21 protein-coding genes are annotated in these 20842 nt (G+C 66.5%); 9 read left to right on the top strand and 12 right to left on the bottom strand.

Annotated features, from left to right (window positions below):
* The 4 genes from AC6CHP_RS08475 to AC6CHP_RS08490 all read right to left on the bottom strand — a co-directional run bounded on the left by AC6CHP_RS08475 (position 1) and on the right by AC6CHP_RS08490 (position 4080).
* The gene (locus AC6CHP_RS08475) at positions 1-1197 is read right to left on the bottom strand and encodes an N-acetylglucosamine-6-phosphate deacetylase (RefSeq protein ID WP_498229142.1); all 1197 of its coding nucleotides are present in this window, start codon (positions 1195-1197) and stop codon (positions 1-3) included.
* The gene (locus AC6CHP_RS08480) at positions 1194-1988 is read right to left on the bottom strand and encodes a copper homeostasis protein CutC (protein ID WP_498229144.1); all 795 of its coding nucleotides are present in this window, start codon (positions 1986-1988) and stop codon (positions 1194-1196) included. The genes AC6CHP_RS08475 and AC6CHP_RS08480 overlap by 4 nt, the downstream gene beginning before the upstream one ends.
* Positions 1973-2752, bottom strand: coding sequence for a glucosamine-6-phosphate deaminase (nagB, locus tag AC6CHP_RS08485; protein ID WP_498229146.1), 780 nt, complete (start codon positions 2750-2752; stop codon positions 1973-1975). Before nagB ends, AC6CHP_RS08480 begins: the two co-directional genes overlap by 16 nt.
* Positions 2753-2829: 77 nt before the next feature.
* Positions 2830-4080, bottom strand: coding sequence for a PTS transporter subunit EIIC (locus AC6CHP_RS08490; RefSeq protein ID WP_188731366.1), 1251 nt, complete (start codon positions 4078-4080; stop codon positions 2830-2832).
* A 231-nt stretch (positions 4081-4311) separates the two neighbouring features.
* Between AC6CHP_RS08490 and AC6CHP_RS08495 the strand changes: the two genes are divergently transcribed.
* Complete coding sequence (locus AC6CHP_RS08495) at positions 4312-4542, top strand: PTS sugar transporter subunit IIB (protein WP_013602544.1); 231 nt, start codon at positions 4312-4314, stop codon at positions 4540-4542.
* Positions 4542-5000 carry a PTS sugar transporter subunit IIA gene (locus tag AC6CHP_RS08500; RefSeq protein ID WP_498229149.1) on the top strand — a complete coding sequence of 153 codons (459 nt, stop codon included), beginning with the start codon at positions 4542-4544 and terminating at the stop codon, positions 4998-5000. Before AC6CHP_RS08495 ends, AC6CHP_RS08500 begins: the two co-directional genes overlap by 1 nt.
* Positions 5001-5037: 37 nt before the next feature.
* On the opposite strand, the gene AC6CHP_RS08505 is transcribed toward AC6CHP_RS08500, so the two are convergent.
* Entirely contained in the window at positions 5038-5790 is a 753-nt protein-coding gene (locus AC6CHP_RS08505) for a GntR family transcriptional regulator (protein ID WP_498229151.1), read from the bottom strand.
* 336 nt (positions 5791-6126) lie between these two features.
* Here AC6CHP_RS08505 and AC6CHP_RS08510 point away from each other — a divergent pair, with 336 nt between their 5' ends.
* The gene (locus tag AC6CHP_RS08510) at positions 6127-6948 is read left to right on the top strand and encodes a hypothetical protein (RefSeq protein ID WP_229675398.1); all 822 of its coding nucleotides are present in this window, start codon (positions 6127-6129) and stop codon (positions 6946-6948) included.
* A 73-nt stretch (positions 6949-7021) separates the two neighbouring features.
* Here the strand turns inward: AC6CHP_RS08510 and AC6CHP_RS08515 are convergent, their stop codons facing one another.
* Entirely contained in the window at positions 7022-7627 is a 606-nt protein-coding gene (locus tag AC6CHP_RS08515) for an AAA family ATPase (protein WP_498229153.1), read from the bottom strand.
* Positions 7628-7842: 215 nt separating this feature from the next.
* Here AC6CHP_RS08515 and AC6CHP_RS08520 point away from each other — a divergent pair, with 215 nt between their 5' ends.
* Positions 7843-8103 (top strand): hypothetical protein, encoded by a 261-nt coding sequence (locus AC6CHP_RS08520; RefSeq protein WP_104186413.1) that lies wholly within the window; start codon positions 7843-7845, stop codon positions 8101-8103.
* 7 nt (positions 8104-8110) lie between these two features.
* On the top strand, positions 8111-9046 hold the full coding sequence (locus AC6CHP_RS08525; RefSeq protein WP_498229155.1) for a threonine/serine dehydratase: 936 nt from the start codon (positions 8111-8113) through the stop codon (positions 9044-9046).
* A gap of 37 nt (positions 9047-9083) precedes the next feature.
* On the opposite strand, the gene AC6CHP_RS08530 is transcribed toward AC6CHP_RS08525, so the two are convergent.
* Positions 9084-9422: a hypothetical protein gene (locus tag AC6CHP_RS08530; RefSeq protein ID WP_188731375.1), complete on the bottom strand. Its 339-nt coding sequence runs from the start codon at positions 9420-9422 to the stop codon at positions 9084-9086.
* A 200-nt stretch (positions 9423-9622) separates the two neighbouring features.
* Here AC6CHP_RS08530 and AC6CHP_RS08535 point away from each other — a divergent pair, with 200 nt between their 5' ends.
* The gene (locus AC6CHP_RS08535; protein ID WP_498229157.1) at positions 9623-10564 is read left to right on the top strand and encodes an NHL repeat-containing protein; all 942 of its coding nucleotides are present in this window, start codon (positions 9623-9625) and stop codon (positions 10562-10564) included.
* A gap of 318 nt (positions 10565-10882) precedes the next feature.
* Complete coding sequence (locus AC6CHP_RS08540; RefSeq protein WP_498229159.1) at positions 10883-12892, top strand: rhamnogalacturonan lyase; 2010 nt, start codon at positions 10883-10885, stop codon at positions 12890-12892.
* A gap of 151 nt (positions 12893-13043) precedes the next feature.
* Here the strand turns inward: AC6CHP_RS08540 and AC6CHP_RS08545 are convergent, their stop codons facing one another.
* The 3 genes from AC6CHP_RS08545 to AC6CHP_RS08555 all read right to left on the bottom strand — a co-directional run bounded on the left by AC6CHP_RS08545 (position 13044) and on the right by AC6CHP_RS08555 (position 17666).
* The gene (locus AC6CHP_RS08545) at positions 13044-13976 is read right to left on the bottom strand and encodes an SRPBCC family protein (RefSeq protein ID WP_427115971.1); all 933 of its coding nucleotides are present in this window, start codon (positions 13974-13976) and stop codon (positions 13044-13046) included.
* A 128-nt stretch (positions 13977-14104) separates the two neighbouring features.
* Positions 14105-14767, bottom strand: coding sequence for an SRPBCC family protein (locus AC6CHP_RS08550; RefSeq protein ID WP_498229161.1), 663 nt, complete (start codon positions 14765-14767; stop codon positions 14105-14107).
* A gap of 220 nt (positions 14768-14987) precedes the next feature.
* The gene (locus AC6CHP_RS08555; RefSeq protein ID WP_498229163.1) at positions 14988-17666 is read right to left on the bottom strand and encodes an exo-rhamnogalacturonan lyase family protein; all 2679 of its coding nucleotides are present in this window, start codon (positions 17664-17666) and stop codon (positions 14988-14990) included.
* Between the two features lie 311 nt (positions 17667-17977).
* Between AC6CHP_RS08555 and AC6CHP_RS08560 the strand changes: the two genes are divergently transcribed.
* A complete protein-coding gene (locus AC6CHP_RS08560; RefSeq protein WP_104186405.1) occupies positions 17978-18589 on the top strand; it encodes an NADPH-dependent FMN reductase in 612 nt (203 codons plus the stop codon).
* 44 nt (positions 18590-18633) lie between these two features.
* Here AC6CHP_RS08560 and AC6CHP_RS08565 read toward each other — a convergent pair whose 3' ends face one another.
* Positions 18634-19110: a sensor histidine kinase gene (locus AC6CHP_RS08565; protein ID WP_377195814.1), complete on the bottom strand. Its 477-nt coding sequence runs from the start codon at positions 19108-19110 to the stop codon at positions 18634-18636.
* A gap of 210 nt (positions 19111-19320) precedes the next feature.
* Between AC6CHP_RS08565 and AC6CHP_RS08570 the strand changes: the two genes are divergently transcribed.
* A complete protein-coding gene (locus AC6CHP_RS08570; protein WP_498229166.1) occupies positions 19321-20076 on the top strand; it encodes a ZIP family metal transporter in 756 nt (251 codons plus the stop codon).
* A 52-nt stretch (positions 20077-20128) separates the two neighbouring features.
* On the opposite strand, the gene AC6CHP_RS08575 is transcribed toward AC6CHP_RS08570, so the two are convergent.
* Entirely contained in the window at positions 20129-20836 is a 708-nt protein-coding gene (locus AC6CHP_RS08575; protein WP_498229168.1) for an ABC transporter ATP-binding protein, read from the bottom strand.
* Positions 20837-20842: the final 6 nt, after the last annotated feature.

The raw sequence follows: 20842 nt of genomic DNA on the forward strand, positions 1-20842 counted from the left end.
CTAACCCAGCGGCCTGACCCACTCGCCCCGGCGCACGACTCCGGCAAGCAACAGGTCCCTGTCAACAACTACGACGTCGGCGCGCATGCCGACGCGGAGGTCACCTACCTTCGCGGGCAGTCCCAGCACGGAGGCAGGAACGGCCGTTGCCGCGTGGACCGCATCCTGCAGGGGCACACCCGCCGCCACCGTGGACCGCACCACGTCCAGCAAGGTTGCGGTGCCGCCGGCGATTGCCCCAGTACTGTCCACACGCGCGACGCCACGGTCAACGGTGACGGCCAGCGTACCCAGCCGGTACTCGCCATCCTGCAGGCCGGTTGCGGCCATCGAGTCAGTGACCAGTGCGATGTTCTCCGCCCCCACCAGCTCGAACACCATCTTGACCGTCTCCGGGGCCAGGTGGACGCCGTCGGCAATCAGCTCCACCACGGCATCGCCGGAGTGGGCGGCGCTGATGCTGGCTGCTACCGGGCCGGGGGAGCGGTGGTGCAAGCTGGGCATCGCGTTGAACAGGTGCGTGACGGTTGGGCGGATCCTTCCAGTGCAGTTCCCCGGCCCGGCCAGCCCAGCGGCAGCCTGCTCCAGGAGGGAAGCCGCGGTGCCGTGGTCCGCAGCAGTGTGGCCCAAGGATGGAATGACCCCGCGCGCAGTGAGCATGTCCACCAGGGCCGTGGCGCCCGGAAGCTCGGCTGCGAGCGTCATGGAAACCAGCGAGGAACCGGCCGCCTCAAACAGGTCGGCCACAAGCCCGGCGTCGGGTTCGAGCAGCAGCGTGGGATCGTGGGCGCCGCACTGTCCCGATGCGAGGAACGGACCTTCAAGATGGGAACCAGCGATCAGCCCGTCATCCGCCAGCGTCTTCAGCGCCTTGAGGTTCCGGACCAAGTGTTTCGGTAACCCCGTGACGAGGCTTGCGAGCAGCGTGGTGGTGCCGCGGCTGTGCAGATACTGTGCCGCTGACCGGGCGCCCTCGGCGGAACCTTCAGAGAAATCCGAACCCAGCGCGCCATGGCAATGCAGGTCCACCAGTCCGGGCAGGATGATGCGCGCATGGTCCGTGGGCCCGGGGTCGCCGGGAAAGTCCGACGCCGGACCAGCGTAGGTGATCACGCCGCCGTCGATCGCTACTGCACCATCGGGGACGTCCATGCTTCCGGTGACGATGCGGCCGCGAAGTATCAAAGTAGCGCTCATGGTTCCAGGCCTCCGGTTGTCAGTGCTGCCCCCAGTTGGGCTGCCAGGGCAGGATCGGCGTTTTCTACCCGGTCCGTACCGGAACCGCCACCCAGACGTTGCCGGGCCGAGGTGTGCACGGCGTGGACGCCGATGCCGAGCAGCGACGGTACCAGTCCAAGCGTCACTCCTCCGCCGGCCATGATCTGGACCGTCGGAGCGTATGTGCGTCCCAGCTCCACCAGACGGCCCAGCATAACCAGGCCGGCGGCGCAGTCCGGGCTGCCCCCGCTGGTCAGGACGCGGTCCACGCCTGCCTGCTGGAGCCGGGCCAGCGCGTCAGCAGGGTCGATGCCAGCCGCGAGGGCAGCATCGAACGCCCGGTGGAACGTGATTTCCGCAGCCGGGTTGGACCGGCCTGCCGCTGCAACAATCCGGCGGAGGGCAGGAACGTCCGGCCCGCCGTCGGGCGCGAGAACTCCCACCACGACGCCCGCGGCACCGGCGGCCAGCGCGGCAGCCACGTCGCGCTCGATGACGTCGAGCTCATCACTCGAGTAGGCGAAGTTGCCCGGCCGCGGCCGCACCAGGACGTGGACGGGCAGCCCAACGCGGCAGGCCTGTTCCGTCATGCCGATGCTTGGCGTGATGCCCTCCGTTTCGGCGAGGGCTGCGCAGAGCTCCACCCGGACCGCGCCAACGGCGGCAGCCAGCCGCACGCCGTCGGCGTTTTCCACGGCAAGCTCCAGCTGCACCCTGCTGGCAGCAGCAGCAGCCGGCGCGCCCTGGCCCGTGCTCAGAGTCCCTGCCACGCCGGCTTCCGCCCGAACGTGTCCGTGTAGTAGTCCCGGTGGGCCAGCCGTGAGGCCGCGGCCTCGTCCACCAGGACAGAGACGTGCGGATGCAGCTGGAGCGCGGACGCCGGGCAGATAGCGGCGACCGGGCCCTCGACGGCGGCCGCAATGGCTTCCGCCTTCGCCTCGCCCATGGCGAGCAGCAGCAGGTGCCGGGCCTCCCGGATGGTGCCAAGACCCTGAGTCAGTACGTGGTCCGGGACGTCGTCCGCGTGGTCGAAAAAGCGGGCGTTGTCCTGCCGCGTCTGGCGGGTGAGGGTCTTGATCCGGGTGCGCGAGCCGAGCGAGGACATGGGTTCGTTGAAACCCACATGCCCGTCCGTGCCGATGCCCAGGATCTGGACATCCACCCCTCCCGCAGCTGCAATCCGCGCCTCGTACTGCTCTGCCTCGGCCTGCGGGTCCTCAGCCATGCCGTCCAGGCCATGCACCGCGTCACTACCGAAATCCACGCTGGCCGTGAACTCGTCCCGGATCACCGAGTGGTAGGACTGCGGGTGAGCACTCGGCAGGCCCACATACTCGTCGAGGAGAAAAGCCTGCGCCTGGGCGAAGCTCAGGCCGCCGGTCCGGTGCCGTTCGATGAGCTCCTGGTAGGTGCCCAGCGGGGTTGACCCGGTAGCGAGGCCCAGGACGGACGGGCCACGGCGGACATGCTCCTCGATGGCGTCCGCGGCCGTGCGGGCCACGTCGGCAGGGGTGGGAAGGATGATGATTTCCATGCGGTGAAACTGCTTTCGGTTGCTGGTGCTGGTGCTGGTGCGGCCGCGGCGGCGGGGTGAGCGGGAGGAGAACGCCGCTACTTGGCGGCGTCTGTCTCCACGGTGACCTCGTCGTCCTCACGGCCCGGCGTCCGCAGGTTCCAGCGTTTGATGACGATGGAGAAGAGGAAGTAGTAGATCACGGCGTAGCCCAGTCCGATGGGGATGAGCAGCCAGCCGTTCTCCGATTTACCGAAGTTGAGGACGAAGTCGATCAGCCCGGCGGAGAACGTGAATCCATGGTGGATGTCCAGCGCGTTGACCAGGGCCATGGAGGTTCCGGTGAGGACTGCGTGGACGATGTAGAGCGGGAAGGCGACGAACATGAAGGAGTACTCAAGCGGTTCGGTGATGCCGGTGAAGAACGCGGTGAGGGCGGTGGAGAGCATGATGCCGCCCACGATCTTCTTCTGCGAAGGCTTGGCGTGGCGCCAGATGGCAAGGGCTGCTGCCGGCAGGCCGAACATCATGATGGGGAAGAATCCGGTCATAAAGATGCCTGCGCTGGGGTCGCCGGCGAAGAAGCGGTTGAGGTCGCCGCGGACCAGCTGGCCGGACGCGTCGGTGTAGTCGCCGATGAGGAACCAGACGGCGGAGTTAAGGATGTGGTGCAGGCCGGCCGGGATGAGCATGCGGTTGGCGAAACCATAGACGCCGCCACCAACCACGGCGTTGCCGGCTACGGCTTCACCTACTGCCGAGAGGCCGGCGTTGAAGAGCGGGTAGAACAGGGCAAGGACGACGCCGGCTGCCAGGCTGGTGACGGACGTCAGGATGGGCACCAGGCGGCGGCCGCTGAAGAAGCCCAGGAAGTCCGGCAGCTTGGTGCGGTAGAACCGCTGCCACAGCATGGCCGACAGCAGGCCCACCACAATGCCGGCCAGGACTCCGTAGTTGATCATGGCGGGCTTGCCGGCAGGGTCAACCTGCCCGGCCAGGACCAGCGGGGACATGGCCTTGAAGACGCCATCGATCACCATGTACCCCACCACGGCCGCCAGCGCGGTGGAACCGTCGGACTTCTTGGCCCAGCCGATGGCGATGCCGACGGCGAAGATGAGCGGCAGCCAGGTGAACACAGCATTGCCTGCGGCGGAGATGACGGCGGCGCCGCCTTCGAAGCCGGGGATGGCGCCCAGCAGGTCGCCCTGCCCGATGCGCAGCAGGATGCCGGCTGCAGGGAGGACGGCTATGGGCAGCATCAGGCACCGGCCCAGCCGCTGGAGGGTGGCGAAGGCCCTGTTCGGCTTCTTCTCGGGAGCCAGGGCGGCGGTCTCGGACGTTGACATGGTTACACCTCTGCGGGATCGGGTGGGGGCTTGTGAAGAAAGGGTTCCAGCCGGTACTGTCTGGTTATGACCAGTTCAGTGTGATTCATCCCACGAGCGCCTGTCAAGGGAAAAGATCTACCAGGCGGGGCGCTGACAGTTCGGATGAACGGGCACATAATTGGTCGCACCCGGGCCGCCGGTCCTGGTGCTGAAGCAGTGCTCCCCGGGGCACCGTCAGAAAGGGCAGCCATGTCCAAAGCAGAAAAGATCATTGAGGGCCTGGGCGGAGCCGCCAACATCGTGGAGGTCGAGGCCTGCATTACGCGCCTCCGCACCGAGGTCAAGGATGGGTCGCTGGTCAACGAAGCAGCCCTGAAAGCCGCCGGAGCCCACGGCGTCCTTGCAGCCGGCACGGCAGTCCAGGTCATTGTGGGGCCGGAGGCGGACAACCTGGCCGAAGACATCGAGGACCTGCTCTGATGCCGGAGACGCTGGTTGTCCATGCGCCCATCAGCGGCACCGTGGTTCCTCTATCCGACGTCCCGGACCCGGTCTTCGCAGGCCAAATGGTGGGTTCGGGCGCGGCGGTTGAGCCGCCGCCAGGCGAGGCGTTCGACGTCGTGTCCCCCGTCGCCGGGAAAGTGGTCAAGCTCCTGCCGCACGCCTTTGTTGTGGTGGAGTCAGCCGGGCGGGGAGTGCTCACCCACGTTGGCATCGATACGGTCAAGCTCAAAGGCGAAGGCTTCAAGCTGCTGGTTGCCCAGGGCGACACCGTTGGCGCCGGCGAGCCCGTGATGCACGTGGACCCCACCGCCGCCCTGGCTGCCGGTTACTCGATGGTGAGTCCCGTCGTCGTGCTCGACACCAAGCCGGATACGGCAACGCTCATGGAAACCGGTGCAGTGACCGCCGGCGCCGCACTGTTTTCACTGGTCTGAAGTTTCACTGGATTAAAGCGCTGACCGGGCAAGCCTGCTAAAGCCGCACTTCCATGGTGAGGGAGTAGCGGTCCGAGCGGTACCAGGAGCGTGAGTGCTCGATGGCAAGCGGGCCTGAATAGGACACCCGGTCGAAGGCCAGCACCGGTGCACCCGTTCCGGTTCCGAGGAGCGCCCCCACATCGGCGGGGGCGCCCTCGGACCGGACGCTTTGCCGGGCCCGGTCAATCTGGTGGCCAAACTGCGCCGCCAGCGCTTTGTAGACCGAACCCGTCAGGTCGATGTCCAGGAGGCCGGGGGCGTGCTCCGGGTTGTACCAGGCGTCATCGACGCTGACCGGGCGCCCGTCCGCCAGCCGGAGGCGCCTCAGGTGGATGGCCTCGGACCCCGGTGCCAGGCCTAGCGCTTCCGCGGTGTCCTCCGGAACGGCAGCGGCTTCCGCCACCAGCACCACGGTGCTGGGGACGTGGCCCATCGCCTCCATTTCCTGGGTGAAAGAGGCGAGGTGCAGTGTGGACTGCACGGGGGAATCCGCCACGAACGTGCCTTTGGCCGGAACCCGGACCAGGTGCCCCTCGTTGACCAGGCGTCCGATCGCGGCACGCACCGTGATTCGGCTGACACCGTAGGAATCCATGAGGGTCCGCTCGCTGGGAAGCCTGGCGCCCGGCTCCAGCTCTTCCCTGGCGAGCTTGAGGATGATTGTCCGCAGCTGTTCGTGCTTGGGGATCTGGGAGTTGTTGATGGCCGTGCCCGCCGCCTCGGCGGTGCTCCTTGGTGTGACGGACAATGTGGCCCCTCCTAGTCCTGGAGCGGTCCGGTAAGGACCACTCCTCGGATTATTCCACAGCAAGGGTCCCGGAAGGTCTTTCCATTCCCGGCCCGCTGCCGCCCTTAGGCAACCGGCTCGGCATCGGAGGCAAGCGGGGCCTGCCGGCATCCGGGTCCAGCGGAGGCGGACCAGCCGGGTGCCTGATCCAAGCGTTGCGGTGTGACGGGGAGCCCTTGAAAGTTACAGCCCCGTTATGTCCGGCGGCGGCCAAACCCCTTAAGCTGATAAACACTAAGTATGCTTCCTATCTCTAAAGGGGTTGTACCCATGCGAAAAGTACCAGCGCTTGGATTGATGACGGCAGCAATGTTGGCCCTTGCGGGCTGCACGGGCGGTGGCGGAGAAGCTGCGAGCCCCTCGGCCTCGGAAACACCCTCACCAACGGCGGAGGCAAAGGTGTACAGCGAGGACGAGCTCCGCGAGTTGATCTCCGGTATGACGGACGACGACGGCAACGAGCTCATGCTGTACTCCAAGGAGCAAGTGGACCAGGGAGGCAACATCGCCAACCTGCTCCTGAGCACCGCGACCATTGACCCTGAAGACTGCAAGGACATCGCCACAGCGGGACTGCTGGACACCGTGGAAAGCGGCGAGATCGCCGTCGCGCTCTCCGAAGGCGACCAGCCGCGGACGCTGTCCGCACAATCCGGCAGCGAGGGGCCGGACGCCGTCGAGGTCCTGGATGAGATCAGCGGCAAGATGGACCAGTGCGCCAACTTCTCGGTCCAGGCACTGGGGCAGACCTACGAGGTGACCAGCGAGGAGGTCCAGGCGGACACCGACGCTGAAAAGACCTTCGCCACCCTCAGCTCGCGCAGCGGCGAGAACCAGCAGAAGCTGATGCAGGTCTCCGCTGCCGAGGGCACGCTGCTGGTTGTTGCCACCAAGAGTGGCGCCAACCTGGGCGATCCGGACCAGAAGGAACTTGAGGACCTCATCAATGAGGTGCTGGAGAAGGCCGACGGCGGCAGCGCCACGTCCAGCCCGACGTCCACCAGCACGTCCGGTTCCACGAGCACGTCGTCACCGAGCGGGTCGGCCTCGCCGTCCGAGACGGAGAGCGAGCCAGAGGAAAGCGAAATGTCCTCGCCTTCGCCGACTGCCTCGAGCTAGTAACTGCACGTCTTGGGGAAGGCGGGTGGACCTTGGGTCCACCCGCCTTCCGTGTATTACAGCCTGCGCCCGCTTACGTGGAGGCCGGGTGGCGTCCCTCTACAGGGGTCCGTCCCAGACCGCGCACCACTTCGGCCAGGCGGCGCGCCAACTCCGGACTGGAGACCGAGGCATCCACTTTTTCGAAGCTCCCGTACTCGGGCAGTTCGCGGTAGGCGCGGGCGAAAGCAATCAGGTCCTCCAGCGTCTCGGCATCCGTGCCGCGGGCGGCGATGCGCCGATGCGCAACGGCCGGGTCCACGTCCAGGTGCACCACGGCGTCAGGGGCAGGGAGTGCACCGAGCAGCCAGGGAAGCAGGTGGCCGCGCGGCAGCCCCTTCGTGGCGCGCAGGGCCAGCTGGCAGTACAGGTGCCGGTCCATCACCACCAGGCCGTCAGCCCGGTTGGCCCGCAGGTGGTTCACCAGCAGGTTCCACACCCGGAACGTGGTCTCCAGGGCATCGGCAACGCGGGGCGGCAGACGGATGCCCAGCCTGGTGCCCAGGACCGACATGCTGCGCCGGCCCGCGTGGTTGTTCAGCAGCGTGGCTGTGCCGCCGTCGGCACGGATGGCGGACACCAGGGCCTGGGCGGCCGTGGACTTCCCGGAACCGTCGATTCCGGTCAGGACAATAAGCAAGTGGCCTCCTTCCGCCATGGGGTTTAACGCAGGGTGTGCCGTGGAAGTCCCGGCTGAGTCCCAATTCACAGGTCCAGGCCGGCGACTCATGGCCCGGGCTGCGGAAAAACCAGGGCTGGCGCTTCCTGCTGCCGGCAGCGCCAGCCCGTAGGCTGGAGTGCGGTGCGGGGACAACCCCGGCCGAACGCCGCAGTTCCCGAGCGAAAGGCAGAACCATGACTGCTAGCAATGACGAGCCGCAGAACGCCGCAGACCTTCGGGGGCCCGGTGATCCGGACGAAGCCAAGGAGCCCAAGCAGGCCCCCCAGAGCGGCCAGCATCCGGAACTGCCGGGTGCCAGCAATATCCGCGAGGAGCAGCAGGGCCACGCCGCCGGGACCGTCCCCGCGTCCTACTCCGGCAGCGGCGACCCGTCCCAGAAAGACAAACCGGAGGATGCCCTGCAGGAACCGGGAACCTGGGACGACGAGGTCTGATACACCGATGATTACCCGCGCCGACGTGGAACAGGCAGCACGAAGGACCGCCGGCCTCACCCGGCTGACGCCTGTCCTGGAAGGCGACCCCGGAGACTTTCCCGGCCCGGTGTGGTTCAAATGCGAATTCATGCAGCACACGGGAACCTTCAAGGTCCGGGGCGCACTGAACCGCGTCCTCGCCGCCAAGGAACGCGGTGAGCTGAAACCGGAGATCGGAGTCGTGGTTGCCTCCGGAGGCAACGCCGGCCTGGCCAATGCCTATGCGGCCGCACAGCTTGGCATACCCGCAACAGTGTTTGTCCCTGCCGCCGCCCCTGACGTGAAAGTCCGCAAGCTGAAAGCCATCGGAGCAACCGTTGTGCAGGGCGGCGCCGAGTACGCGGATGCCTACCAGGCGGCCGTCGGGCATGCCCGGGAAACCGGTGCCGTCTATTGCCACGCCTATGACCAGCCCGAAATTGCCGCCGGCGCCGGAACCGTGGGACTGGAACTTCTCGACCAGGTGGGCGGGGTGGACACCGTGCTGGTTGCAGTGGGAGGAGGCGGCCTGATGGCAGGAATCGCCGCGGCCGTGGAGGGCAGGGCCAAGGTGGTGGCCGTGGAGCCGGAATCGGCTCCCACGCTGAACACCGCGCTGGTAACCGGACAACCGGTGGACGTCCCGGTGGCGGGAATTGCGGCGGACTCCCTTGGGGCCCGCCGCGCCGGCGACATCGGCTTCGCCGTGGCGGTCCGCGCCGGCGTCGAAAGCGTCCTGGTCTCCGACGCCGACATCATCGAAGCGCGTACGAAGCTGTGGGACGGCTACCGGATGGTCGTGGAACACGGCGCGGCCGCGGCCTATGCCGCGCTTACTTCCGGCGCCTACACGCAGGGCGTGGGCGAACGGGTGGCGGTCATACTGTGCGGGGCGAACACGGACCCGGCCACCCTCAAGTAGCCGGGTCCGCTGGCACATCACCCGTCTGCAGCAGGAATCAGCTGCAGAACTGGCTGTATGTGCTGCCGGCTTCCTCGTAGTCTGCCGTCAGTTCGGCGAGCTTGTCCTCGTCCGGAGTCTCTTTCGCCTGTTCATCCGTGTATTCGATGATCGACTCAAGCGCACCCTTGAGGTCGTCCGAGGCAACGGCATGGATGGGCCGGATCTGGTTGGCCAGGCGGTTCATGCCGGTCTTGCCGGCGTTGTTGGCCGGGTTCGACACAACGGACTGGATCCGCTCGCAGGTTTCCGCGGTGGTGAGCTGGTTCGAGGCGGTGCAGGCTGTTGCGGAGGCAACGAGGCCGGCGGCGATCAGGGCTGTGGCGAATTTCTTCATGGATCCCTCAGTAGTTGATTGAGGTTTCGATTGTAAGCAGAATCCTGAACTGTACGCCGGTTTCCGGCGCTGCCCCCTCCACTGTGAAGGGGGCACCACGCTCTGGCGGGGCCTTCATGGGGCAGCTTAAAATGGGACCACCATCGTGCGGAGCTGCCGCAGATTGGGCCCCGCGCATCAGCCCAATTCCAGGAACTATTATGCGCAAAACAGTACGACGCCGTGCCGTTGGTGGATTTATCGCACTTCTGGCCTTACTGCTGCCCACGGCAGTGCCGGCAGGCGCATCCACTCCTTCCAAGGACGATGTCATCGTCCTCCGCGGAGCCACTTCCGCCGAAGGCATCGCGGCGGGCGGGGGAACAACCTTCTACGCCGGAGAACTGCTTACCGGCGACATCTTCCGCGGCGACATCCGTGATGGAAAGGCCAAGCGGTTCATCGACGTGCCGGAAGGCCGGATGGCCGTGGGCATGAAGGCGGATACCCGCAACGACCTGCTGTTTGTGGCAGGTGGTACCACGGGCAAGGCGTACGTGTACAACACTGACACCCGCAAGCAGGTCAAGGAATACGACCTGGCCCCCGGCTTCATCAACGACGTCACCCTCAGCAGCGACGGCGCCTGGTTCACCAATTCGGCCGCTCCCGAGCTCTATTTCGTCCCCGTGAGCAGGCAGGGCGAGCTGGGAGGAGCAGCAGATGTAGAGACACTGAAAGTGGGCGGTGAGGCGGGCAAACCGCTGCAACCCGGCCAGTTCGGATTCAACGGCATCGCAGCAGCCGACGATGACGACGTCCTGATTGTGGCCCACACACAGAACCAGGCCCTTTATGCCGTGGATCCGGACACGGGAAAGAGCAGCAGGATCAAGGGGCCGGACCTGCAGTTCGTCGATGGCATCCTGGTCAAGGACCGCACTGTATGGGCGGTCCAGAACATGGCTAACCAGGTCAGCCGCCTCAAACTGTCCGAGAACTTCTCTTCCTTCAGGGTTAAGGACGTCATCACCAGCAAGCACTTCAATATCCCGACGACGGTGGCCAGGTTCGGGGACACGCTCGCCGCGGTCAACGCCAAGTTCGGACAGCAGCCACCGCCAACCCAGTATGAAGCAGTCCTGGTCCCGGCCTGGGACTAGGACTGGGCGCCGGTTGTTGTGTGTCCCTGGTGGAGGTTATGCCCGCCAGGACGCTCCCGCTCCTGCAGGCGGCAACCGGCCGCCCCCGCGGCCACGCTGGCGCGAACTGAACGCAACGGAACAATATCTCCCATATAGTCCCGTCAAGCCCTTGACCAGACTTGTAAAGCGCTGATAGAAGTTAAGGGCAGAAAACGCTTTCCGCCGCATCCTAAACCTCACCCCTGCTTCGTGGTGGGCGGCCTGTCAGGTGTAGTGAAACGTTCCAAACTGGCGTGCGGCAGACTCAGCTGCCGCCGCATCAAAGGAGATGTTCTTTTGGCTTGTTCCTCGAAATGTTCCCCCACGCTCCGTCCAGGTTTGCGGTCCGGCCGCGCCTGGAAAGCCGCCCCCTTGGCGGCGGCTGCTTCCCTTACCGCCGCTGCGCTGGCGTTCACCGGCGTACCGCTCGCGCAGGCCAACCCCAGCACCGCACCCGGGCAGTCCGGCAAGGCAGAGCTGAAGCGCCAGGTGGAGAACCTGGACCGGGCACCTGTCGCCGTGCTTACGGACCAGGGCGTCACGCTGGGCTGGCGCATGCTGGGCCTGGACCAGGACAGCGTGGGCTTCCACGTGATCCGCGACGGCGTCCAGCTCACCGAAGAGCCCATCCGCAACACCACCACGTTCGTTGATCCGGCCGGAACCGCGGCCTCCACGTACGTCATCAAGACCGTGGGCAACGGCAACGGTCAGGACAAGCTCAGCGCGGAATTCACGCCGCTGGCCCAGAACTACCTGTCCATCAAGCTGGACAAGCCCGCCGACGGCGTCAGCAAGGACGGAAAGCCTTACACCTACGCGGCCAACGACTCCAGCGTCGCGGACCTGGACGGGGACGGCAGCTACGAGATCATCCAGCTCTGGAACCCTTCCAACGCGCAGGACAACTCCAAGTCCGGATTTACCGGGAACGTCTACGTGGACGCCTACAAGATGGATGGCACCAAGCTGTGGCGCATCGACCTGGGCCACAACATCCGCGCCGGCGCCCACTACACCCAGCTCCTGGCGTATGATTTCGACGGCGACGGCAAGGCCGAGGTGTCCATGAAGACGGCGGACGGCACCAGGGACGGGGCCGGAACCGTGATCGGCGACCCCGCAGCGGACTACCGGAACAGCGCCGGTTATGTCCTGTCCGGTCCGGAGTTCCTCACAGTGTTCAACGGAGCAACCGGCACGATCATGGACACGGTGGCCTACGATCCGCCGCGCGGCAACGTCTCAGCCTGGGGAGACGGCTACGGCAACCGTGTGGACCGTTTCCTGGCCGGCGTCGCCTACCTCGACGGCGAAAAGCCGTCCATGATGTTCAGCCGCGGCTACTACACCCGCACCGTCCTGGTTACCTATGACCTGGTGGACGGCAAGCTGGTGAAGCGCTGGACCTTCGACTCGGACATCGCCGGCGCCGAATACAAGGGCCAGGGCAACCACAACCTCTCGGTCGCTGACGTGGACCAGGACGGCAAGGACGAGTTTGTCTTCGGCTCCATGACCATCGACGACGACGGCTCTGTCCTCTACAACACCAAGCTGGGCCACGGCGATGCGATGCACACCAGCGATTTTGATCCTTCCCGCCCAGGGCTGGAGGTCTTCGCCGTCCATGAGAGCATGAGCCAGAGCGGCAACCGTGGCGCCACCTTCCGCGACGCCGCCACCGGTGAGGTGCTCTGGAGCATCCCCGCCATCCGGGACACCGGCCGCGGTGCCGCCGGCGACATCGATCCCCGCTACGCCGGCGCTGAGGGCTGGGCAGTAGGCGGCGACGCCTCCTGGAACTCCCCGCGGGGCCAGCTGATGTCCGCCAAGGGCGAGCTGATTGCCGAGAGCATCCCCGCCGCCAACTTCCTGGCCTGGTGGGACGGCGACCTGCTCCGCGAGATCGTCGACCACGACTTCGACGCTGCCGCCGGCGTGGGCGTGCCCACGATCTCGAAGTGGAACTGGGAAACGGAGTCCAGCGACAGGCTCCTGACTGTCACCGGCGCACGCACCAACAACCACACCAAGGGCAACCCGTCCCTGCAGGCGGATCTGCTCGGTGACTGGCGCGAGGAACTTGCCTTCCCGTCGTCGGACAGCACTGAGCTGCGGATCTACACCAGCACCTCACCCACCGAGGTCCGGCTCCGCACCCTGATGCACGACACCGTCTACCGCACCGCGGTGGCCCGCGAGAACGTGGCCTACAACCAGCCGCCGCACCCGAGCTTCTTCATCGGCGAGGGCATGGAAACCCCGGCCGCGCCGTCGGTGGTTTACACGGGCGCCGTTAAGTAACACGGCCTGCACGGACGGTCCTGCCCCGCACGAACGCTGCCCGGCAGGACCGTTCGTGCGGTCCCGGGCCGTCTTTAGGACCTGCACAAAAGCGCCGCCCGCCTCTGCAATGAGGCGGGCGGCGCTTTTGTTGTGCTGCGGCTAGACCCGGTTAGTGCGTTCCGAGGTTTCCGCCGATGGGCGGCAGGCCGCCATCCCGACGGCGGTCGTCGCCTTCGCGCTCGGCGGCGCTCAGGTTCTCGCCTTCGGCCGTCTCGTCCGACTCGCCGCTCGTGTCCACCAGGCCGTTGGTCTGGTCGAACTGGTGCCCAATCCTGTCATCGCCCAGATCGGCGACCGAACCGGTGGAGCCGGCTGCCGCCGTCGTACCCGCTGACGTGCCCGTGGTGGTGGTGGTTGTGTCCGTCGGAATCGGGGTGACGGTGACCGGCTCTCCGGGAGTCGCTGGAGTTACCGTTTCGTCGGCAACAGCAGTTGTCTCCTTGTTGCCGCCTGCTGCCATAGCAGCTGCCGCGCCGGCAACTGCGGCAACGCCCAGGCCCGCGGCAACCTTGCCGGAGACGCCTGCCTTGCCGGAATCGCCCCGGGATCCGGCAGCATCCTCCACGCCCGGCGTGCCAGCCGGTGCACCCGTGCTCACGCGGCCGCGCCAGGCACCGCTGGCGTAACCCTCATCCTCGATGAATTCCTTGAACCGCTGCAGGTCGGCCTCGGCCTGGCGGTCAACCACGTTGAGCTTGTCGCCCACCTTTTCGATAATTCCTTCGGGCTCGTACTCCAGCGTCAGCCGAAGGGAAGTCTGCCCGCCACCCACGTCCTCGAACTCAACCGCACCGGCGTTCGTGGCGCCGTCCGTGGCGGCCCAGGCGACCTTCCGGTCCGGGACCTGCTCAAGGATCTTCGCTTCCCACTGCCGGCGGATGCCGCCGATCTCAGCCACCCACTCCAGCCTGTCGTCGCTGACCTGGGTCACGCTCTTGACGCCGCCCATGAAGTGCGGGAACTCCTCGAACTGCGTCCACTGGTTGTAAGCCGTGCTTACCGGTACGTTCACCAGAATGCGTTTTTCCACCTTCGTGCTCATAACGTCTCCTTCGCTTTGTTACCGGAAGCCGATGTTCAGTAAAAATCATCAGCATGCTTACCAATGTACCTGCTGGGCACCCCGGATTCCAGAGCGCGGGTTCTCGCGTCCCGTCGGGCAGTGGGGAATCAGTGCTGGCCCAGGCTGCCGCCGAAGGGTGGGACATTGCCCTCGTCATGGCGGCGCCGCCTGCGTTCACCGGAACTGTAGTTCTCGCCGTCGGCAGTTTCGTCCGATTCGCCCTCCAGGTCCACCAGGCCGCCGGTCTGGTCGAATGGATGCTCGAACCTGTTGTAGGGCCGTCTTTCCGGAGCGTTGTTCACAGTCCATGCTGCAGCCTCACCGCCGGAAACACCGCCAGCCGTGGTGGTGCGCGGCTGGCGCTCGATGTACTCCTTGAATTTCTTCAGGTCGTGCTCAGCCTGCCGGCCCACCACGTGGAGCAGGCTCCCCACCTTCTCCACCACTCCGGCGGGCTGGTACTCCAGCGTCAGCGCCAGTTCGGTCCTGCTGCCGCCGAGGTCCCTGAACTCGATGCTGCCGGAGTTCGTGGCGCCTTCGGTGGAGGCCCAGGCAACCTTGCGGTCCCGGACCTGCTCAAGGATCCTTGCCTCCCACTGCCGGTGGACTCCGGCGATGTGCGCCACCCACTTCAGGCGATCGCCAGCGAGCCGGGTCACACTCTCCACGCCGCTCATGAAACGGGGGAACTCCTCAAAGCGGGTCCACTGGCTGTATGCCGCGCTGACCGGTACCTCCACCACGATCCGCTTCTCCACTTTGGTGCTCATGATGTCTCCTTCGACTGGACCGAACCTGATGAGAAAAATGAGGTCATCGGTAGTTTCAGTTTGCTCCGCCCGGACCCGCGCCACCACCCCAACTAGGTAGCAGCAGATGTCGGTTTGAGGGCTGATAACAGCATCTGCTGCTACTTAGTTGGGATGGGAGGGGGAGCGGACGACGGCGGCACCTGGCTGGTGCAGGCACCACCGCCACCAGCGCGCAGGACTACGGCAGGTGGTTGCCGATCAGCGCAAGGTTCTGGATCGCGGCGAGCCCGAACTGGGAGGCGTCGTTGGTGGACACGGTGGGGGCCTCATCCACCGGCAGCAGCACGTGCGGCGGCTCGATCGTCCGCAGCGTGAAGGCCGACTCGTGGTTGAGGTGCTCGCCTCCCTCGGAGAAGCTCGTCCAGGCGCGGGCGGCCAGGTCCGGATCATCCAGCCGGGCGGCGGCGTAGGCGGTGAGCCGGCTGTGCGCCTGGGTGAGGTAGATGCCCTCCAGCGGCTGTCCCACGGCCGCCACCTGCTCCTCCTTGGTGGCCAGGAAGAGCCGGCAGTACTGCAGCCAGGCGCGCTCGAAGTCCGGGTCCGGGACCAGGTCCACCAGTTCGCTGCAGATCTCCACCAGCCCGAACACAGCGCTCAGGTGCGAAACCTGGATCAGTTCCCGGCCGGTGTCGAACCGCCCCTTGTCCAGGTCGTAGAGCGCTTCGCCGGTGAGGAAGCCGTACTTGAGGGCGCCGATGTCCGCCATGGTGCCCAGGAGCCGGTCGCGTGAGCGGGGATTTCCGGTGCGTTCCCAGTCGGTGAGCCAGGTGGCGGCGAGCGAGCCCCAGTCCGTTCCCAGGCCCACGCCCAGGGCGCCCCGGTTGGGCCGGTAGGTGGCGGCGTCGGGACGGACCTTGCGCACGGGGTCCAGGCCCAGGAAGTTCTGGTCGCTGTCCACCAGCTCGGTCAGGAGGTCCCCGGTCCGTTCATCCGCCGTGAGGTAGTAGTAGAACCGGCGGTAGGCGGGCGTGCTGATGCGGAGCTGCTTGGCGCTGCAGCCCCAGTGCTGGACGTTGTGCCGCGAACCGAGCCCGCGCCACGGGCCCACATGGTAAACGTCCACCTCGCCGGTGTGCCGGGTCATGGCCTCCGCGAACCGGAAGATGTCCGCCCGGCCGGAGCGCAGGTAGGAGTACCAGAGCCAGAGGTCGGGGGAGAGCTCGGAGTTGTCCCACGCATAACCGCCCACGTCGTAACGCCACACGTGCCGGTCGTGGTCATAGGTGTGCATCACGTCGCCGTAGTTCCAGAACCCGTACCAGCGCCGCTGCTCCACCTGGCCGGCATAGAAATCGAAGAGGAAGTCCAGATGGTCCTCAAGTTCAGCGCGGGCGGGGGTGCTGCGGTCCACGGGATCCCAGTCGCCGAATACGCCCACGGAGTGCAGGTACTCCGGGGCGGCCTGCAGCAGGGCAGGGGCGGAGGCAGCAGCGGCGTCGGCCGCGAGGCTCTCGGTTGCCGGCGTTCCGTCGTAGGCAAACAGCGTCAGCTCATGGGTGCGGGCAATGCCGTGCGCGTTTCCGAAGCCCGGCTCGTAGTCCTCATAGGTGATTTCGAGGCCTTCGAGCTGTTCCTCGAACGTGTCCTGGCCCAGGCCGTCGTGGTAGAACCGCAGGTCCATGGGCTGGGCTTCGGGGGAATACAGCCACGCGGTCAGGGTGGCGTTGTCCGCAGCGGCATTGCGGATGTCCAGCTGGCCGGGGTGGGACTGCCAGAAGTCCTTGACGCCCACGCCGAAACCGCCGCGGGTATCGGTCAGGGAGCAGAAGCCGGCAGACCGGGTTCCGCCGGAGATCCCCACCCAGGCCCGGCCGGGGGAGGTGCGCTTGCGCAGTTCAAAGCCGTCGGCGCTGAGCTGGCTGAGGGTGTAGTCGCTCCAGGCCGGAACCAGGTGCAGCCGTTCTGACACCTCCGGGTTCCAGCCGGCCAGGGGTGGCGTGGCGCGGCCTTCCACCTGGGCACGGCGGACGTCCTCCCCGGGGTCCCGGCGCAGGCCGGTGAGGCCGCGGACCGCCTCGGTGAGGAAGCCGCCGTCGGCCCCTGCCATCCGGATATGCCTGTTGTGCAGCTCTGCCTGCAGCGGAACCGTGAAGCGCACGCCGAGCCCGGCGAGGAAGTCCCGGTCCGCGTCGCCGTCCCAGATGAAGGAGTGCACCATGCGGACGCTGCGGGCATTGGCGTGGAAATAGAACCTCACGACGAAAGGTAGCCAGCGTTCCTTGCCGCTGTCCCTGCTGATTCCACTGTCCTGTGCATCCGGCCGGTGCTGACCTTCCAGCCGCACCACCGCGCGGACAGGTCCGTGGTGTTCAAGCACGACGGCGGTGACCTCGCCGGTGAAGGCGTCCCGGGTGAAGGTTCCCGCGCCGTCGCCGCCCTGGTCATCAGCAAGGCCGTCCTGCAGGAGGCTCACCAGGCGCGCGTCCCGGGCCACCTCGACGCCACCGCGCGTGAGGCTGCTGAAGAGGGTGGAGCCGCCGCGTTCGATCATCATCTGCAGGGCGCCGGTGTCCACCGTGAGGGCTGCGTCGGTTTCGGTGACGGTGACGCTGGTACCGCCCGACGTTGCATGGCTGGCGTCGCGGGGTGACGCGCCGCCGTCGGACACCACGTGGTAAACCTCCGACGGCGAGCTGGTGGCGGGGAGTGCGATGCCCGCCCATTTGAGGGAGCCGTCCGGCCAGGTGGCCAGGGGCCAGGACTGGGAGGCGACGGTGCTGCCGCCGGCATCCGTGACGGAGAGGGCCTCCGCCGCCGGCACGGAACCGCGCGCAAAGGGCATGCCCCACGTTGTCCCGCCGCTGATTTCCGCCGGTGCTCCGCCGTCGATCCACTTGATGGGGGTGCTGTCCGTCATGTGATCCAATCCTGTTGTCTTCACGTCCGCCGGGCGCAGCTGGCCCCGCCAGCAAGCCAAGGCGGCTCACCGGAAAGCGGTTTCTGATTCGTTTCAAAATAGGCGAGTCAGCGCATGACCGCAAGGGCCGGCCGGGATTCGGAAGGTTTCCAGCTGCCCTGCGCCACCCCGAAACCCTCTGGCACTGCAGGGGCTACTGTGCTGGACTGGTGGGTGCAGTGACCACCGGCCGCAGCCTCAACATGACGGGCGGCACCAGCTCCAGATGAACATGGACGGCCAGTGTTGACCGTCCGTTGGAAGGAACACTCATGGCACCGTTTAAGATCGGATACTTCGTAGGCAGCCTGGCCACCGGCTCCATCAACAGGGTCCTCTCCAAAGCATTGATCAAACTTGCTCCGGAAGACCTCGAGTTCACCGAGATCCCCATCAGGGACCTTCCGCTGTACAGCTACGACTACGACTCTGACTTCCCGCCCGCAGCACGCGCCCTCAAGGAGGCCATCGAGGCGTCGGACGGCATCCTGTTCGTGTCCCCGGAGTACAACCGCTCGATTCCCGGGGCCCTCAAGAACGCCATCGACTGGGGCTCCCGGCCGTGGGGAAGCAACTCCTTCGCCCGCAAGCCCACCGGAATCATCGGCGCTTCCGTGGGTAGTATCGGGACCGCGGTCATGCAGTCGTCCATGCGGAGCGTCCTGAGCTTCCTGGATGCGCCGCAGTTGAATGCCCCGGAGGCCTATATCCATTACGACGCCGCAGTGTTCGGCGACGACGGCGAGGTCAAGAATGAGGGCACCGCCAAGTTCCTGCGCCACTACATGGACGAGTACTGCGCCTTCGTCCAGCGTGTCCTGGCTGCCAACGCGCCGGGCCACATCGGTGACCTTGAGCCTGATACGGCCAAGCTGACCCGCTAGTTTTACGGATGCCCGCCGTCCCAGCAACGGCGGGCATCCGAGCCTTAGTCCAGCGGCAGGGTTACCGTCACGCTGGTGCCCTGTCCGGGGGCGGAACGGATATCCACGGTGCCGCCGGCCTCATGGACGGCCACCGACATGAGCCGGAGGCCGTAGCCGTGGTGGCGCCCGCCGGTGGCGAGCTTGCTGTCAAAGCCCGCGCCGTCGTCGGACACTGCCAGGCGGATGCCGTGGTCCACAGCGGCGAGCTGGACGGTCAGGTGCGACGCCCCGGAATGCTTGTAGACGTTGCTGAGGGCCTCGCGTGCCGACTGGTAAAGAAGGGACGCGCAGTCCTTCGGGATCTCGATGCCCCAGTGCGGAGTGTCCCAGCGGACGCTGGTTCCCCGGTGGCGGAGGGGGCCCGTGAGCCGGTCGATGCAGCCGGCCAGTCCCAGGGTGTAGAAGTCGAGCGGATGCTGATCCGTGAGCACGCCGTCCACGGCGGTGACTTCCCCGTCCAAAGCTGTTCTATTTCCCATTGTCTCCTGCTCCCCACAAGCTGGTTGGTCCATGGCTCCAGCGTGGACCCGCAACTTCAGCGGACGGCAAGGTTTGCCGCAAGATCAGATCAATTCCTGGCGCCGCGCGGAGTTCCACTACTCTGGCTGTTTAGCGCTCACCGGCTCCGGGCAATCAGGGGTCGGCAACAGGTCAGTTGGCTTCCGCAGGGGAGCCGGGAAGCGGTGCACATGCCGTTGTGGTTGCAGGCTTTAGGGTGGGGCACCGCGGCAGGAGCTGCCCTGGTCCTCGGCGCGGCATTGTCATGGCGCTGGAACCTGCCGAGCAAGCTTGTCTCCTCGATCATGTCCTTCGGCGCGGGTGTGCTGATCTCCGCCCTGGCTTTCGAGCTGGTGGGCGAGGCCGTGGAGGGCGGCGGCCTGTGGCCTACCGTGGCCGGGTTCCTGGCAGGTGCCGTGGTGTATGTGGGGACAAACATGATGTTGTCCCGGGCGGGCGCCAAGCACCGCAAACGTTCCGGCACCCAGCAGCCTTCCGAAGCCGACAGCCCGGGCAGCGGCAGTGCCATTGCCGTGGGCGCGCTGCTGGACGGCGTGCCGGAGTCCGTGGTCCTTGGTGTGGGAATGCTGGCAGGTGGCGCCGTCAGCCCGGCCATGATGGCCGCCGTCTTCATCTCCAACGTCCCCGAGGGCCTCTCCGGAACCGCCGGCATGAAGAAAGCCGGCAGGAGTGCCCGCTATGTTTTTGGTTTGTGGGGCGGCATCGCGCCGCTCTGCGGGGTGGCCTCGCTGATCGGGTATGTGGCGCTGGAGAACGCTCCAGGCAGTGTGGTGGCCTTTATCACCGCCATAGCAGCGGGAGGAATCCTGGCCATGCTGGCGGACACCATGATTCCTGAGGCCTTCGAGGAACACCACAACCTCACGGGCCTTACGGCCTCCGTCGGTTTTCTGGCGGCCTTCACCATCCATCACCTTGGGGGATAGGGCCGCGGCGGGACACGGCTCCGGCGGATATCCCGCCGGGGCCGTCCGTGCCTCAGACGCCGGTCAGCACCGGGGCGGTGAGCGCCCCGTCCCGCATGGTGGCCACCGCATCGGTCAGCGGAACAAACTCTGTGTCATGCGTGACCAGCACCGTGCCCACGTTGAACTCGGAGGTCACCTGGCACAGCAGCCGGATGATCGAAGCGCTGCGCTCATGGTCCAGTGCCGCCGTCGGCTCGTCCACGAGTAAGACTTTCGGGTTCCCCATCAGTGCCCTGGCGATGTTGACCCGCTGCCTCTGCCCGCCGGAGAGCTGGTGGGGGCGCTTCCCGGCGCTCGCGGACAGGCCGACGACGTCAAGGAGTCCGGCGGCCTTCTTCCGGGCGGCTTTTACGGGCTTTCCGCGGAGGTGGTCGCCGATGATGAGCTGTTCGGCAGCCGTGAGCGACGGGAGCAGGTTGGGCTGCTGGAAGATGATGCCCACCTTGCTGCGCCGCAAGGCCGTGAGGGCCCTGTCCGGAAGGCCTGTTGTGTGAGTGCCGTCGATGATCACCTGCCCGCTGATGGGGCGGACCAGGGTGGCGGCTGCGGCAAGAAGGCTCGATTTCCCAGAGCCGGACGGTCCGACGAGTGACACCACGTGCCCGGCGGGGACTGCCAGGCTGACGCGGTCCAGCGCGGTGGTGGTGCCGCCGCCGTCGGGGTATTGGAGGGTGACGTTGAGCAGTTCCAGCGGAGCAGGGGTGGAGTAGGCACGCATCGGGTT

It is taken from the genome of Pseudarthrobacter sp. GQ63 (assembly GCF_059758765.1).

What these genes read in the sequence shown, in the direction of transcription:
- AC6CHP_RS08475 (WP_498229142.1), bottom strand. Translation starts at nt 1,197, where the DNA reads ATGAGCGCTACTTTGATACTTCGCGGCCGCATCGTCACCGGAAGCATG.
- nagB (WP_498229146.1), bottom strand. Translation starts at nt 2,752, where the DNA reads ATGGAAATCATCATCCTTCCCACCCCTGCCGACGTGGCCCGCACGGCC.
- AC6CHP_RS08490 (WP_188731366.1), bottom strand. Translation starts at nt 4,080, where the DNA reads ATGTCAACGTCCGAGACCGCCGCCCTGGCTCCCGAGAAGAAGCCGAAC.
- AC6CHP_RS08495 (WP_013602544.1), top strand. Translation starts at nt 4,312, where the DNA reads ATGTCCAAAGCAGAAAAGATCATTGAGGGCCTGGGCGGAGCCGCCAAC.
- AC6CHP_RS08500 (WP_498229149.1), top strand. Translation starts at nt 4,542, where the DNA reads ATGCCGGAGACGCTGGTTGTCCATGCGCCCATCAGCGGCACCGTGGTT.
- AC6CHP_RS08510 (WP_229675398.1), top strand. Translation starts at nt 6,127, where the DNA reads ATGACGGCAGCAATGTTGGCCCTTGCGGGCTGCACGGGCGGTGGCGGA.
- AC6CHP_RS08520 (WP_104186413.1), top strand. Translation starts at nt 7,843, where the DNA reads ATGACTGCTAGCAATGACGAGCCGCAGAACGCCGCAGACCTTCGGGGG.
- AC6CHP_RS08525 (WP_498229155.1), top strand. Translation starts at nt 8,111, where the DNA reads ATGATTACCCGCGCCGACGTGGAACAGGCAGCACGAAGGACCGCCGGC.
- AC6CHP_RS08530 (WP_188731375.1), bottom strand. Translation starts at nt 9,422, where the DNA reads ATGAAGAAATTCGCCACAGCCCTGATCGCCGCCGGCCTCGTTGCCTCC.
- AC6CHP_RS08535 (WP_498229157.1), top strand. Translation starts at nt 9,623, where the DNA reads ATGCGCAAAACAGTACGACGCCGTGCCGTTGGTGGATTTATCGCACTT.
- AC6CHP_RS08545 (WP_427115971.1), bottom strand. Translation starts at nt 13,976, where the DNA reads ATGAGCACGAAGGTGGAAAAACGCATTCTGGTGAACGTACCGGTAAGC.
- AC6CHP_RS08550 (WP_498229161.1), bottom strand. Translation starts at nt 14,767, where the DNA reads ATGAGCACCAAAGTGGAGAAGCGGATCGTGGTGGAGGTACCGGTCAGC.
- AC6CHP_RS08555 (WP_498229163.1), bottom strand. Translation starts at nt 17,666, where the DNA reads ATGACGGACAGCACCCCCATCAAGTGGATCGACGGCGGAGCACCGGCG.
- AC6CHP_RS08560 (WP_104186405.1), top strand. Translation starts at nt 17,978, where the DNA reads ATGGCACCGTTTAAGATCGGATACTTCGTAGGCAGCCTGGCCACCGGC.
- AC6CHP_RS08565 (WP_377195814.1), bottom strand. Translation starts at nt 19,110, where the DNA reads ATGGGAAATAGAACAGCTTTGGACGGGGAAGTCACCGCCGTGGACGGC.
- AC6CHP_RS08570 (WP_498229166.1), top strand. Translation starts at nt 19,321, where the DNA reads ATGCCGTTGTGGTTGCAGGCTTTAGGGTGGGGCACCGCGGCAGGAGCT.
- AC6CHP_RS08575 (WP_498229168.1), bottom strand. Translation starts at nt 20,836, where the DNA reads ATGCGTGCCTACTCCACCCCTGCTCCGCTGGAACTGCTCAACGTCACC.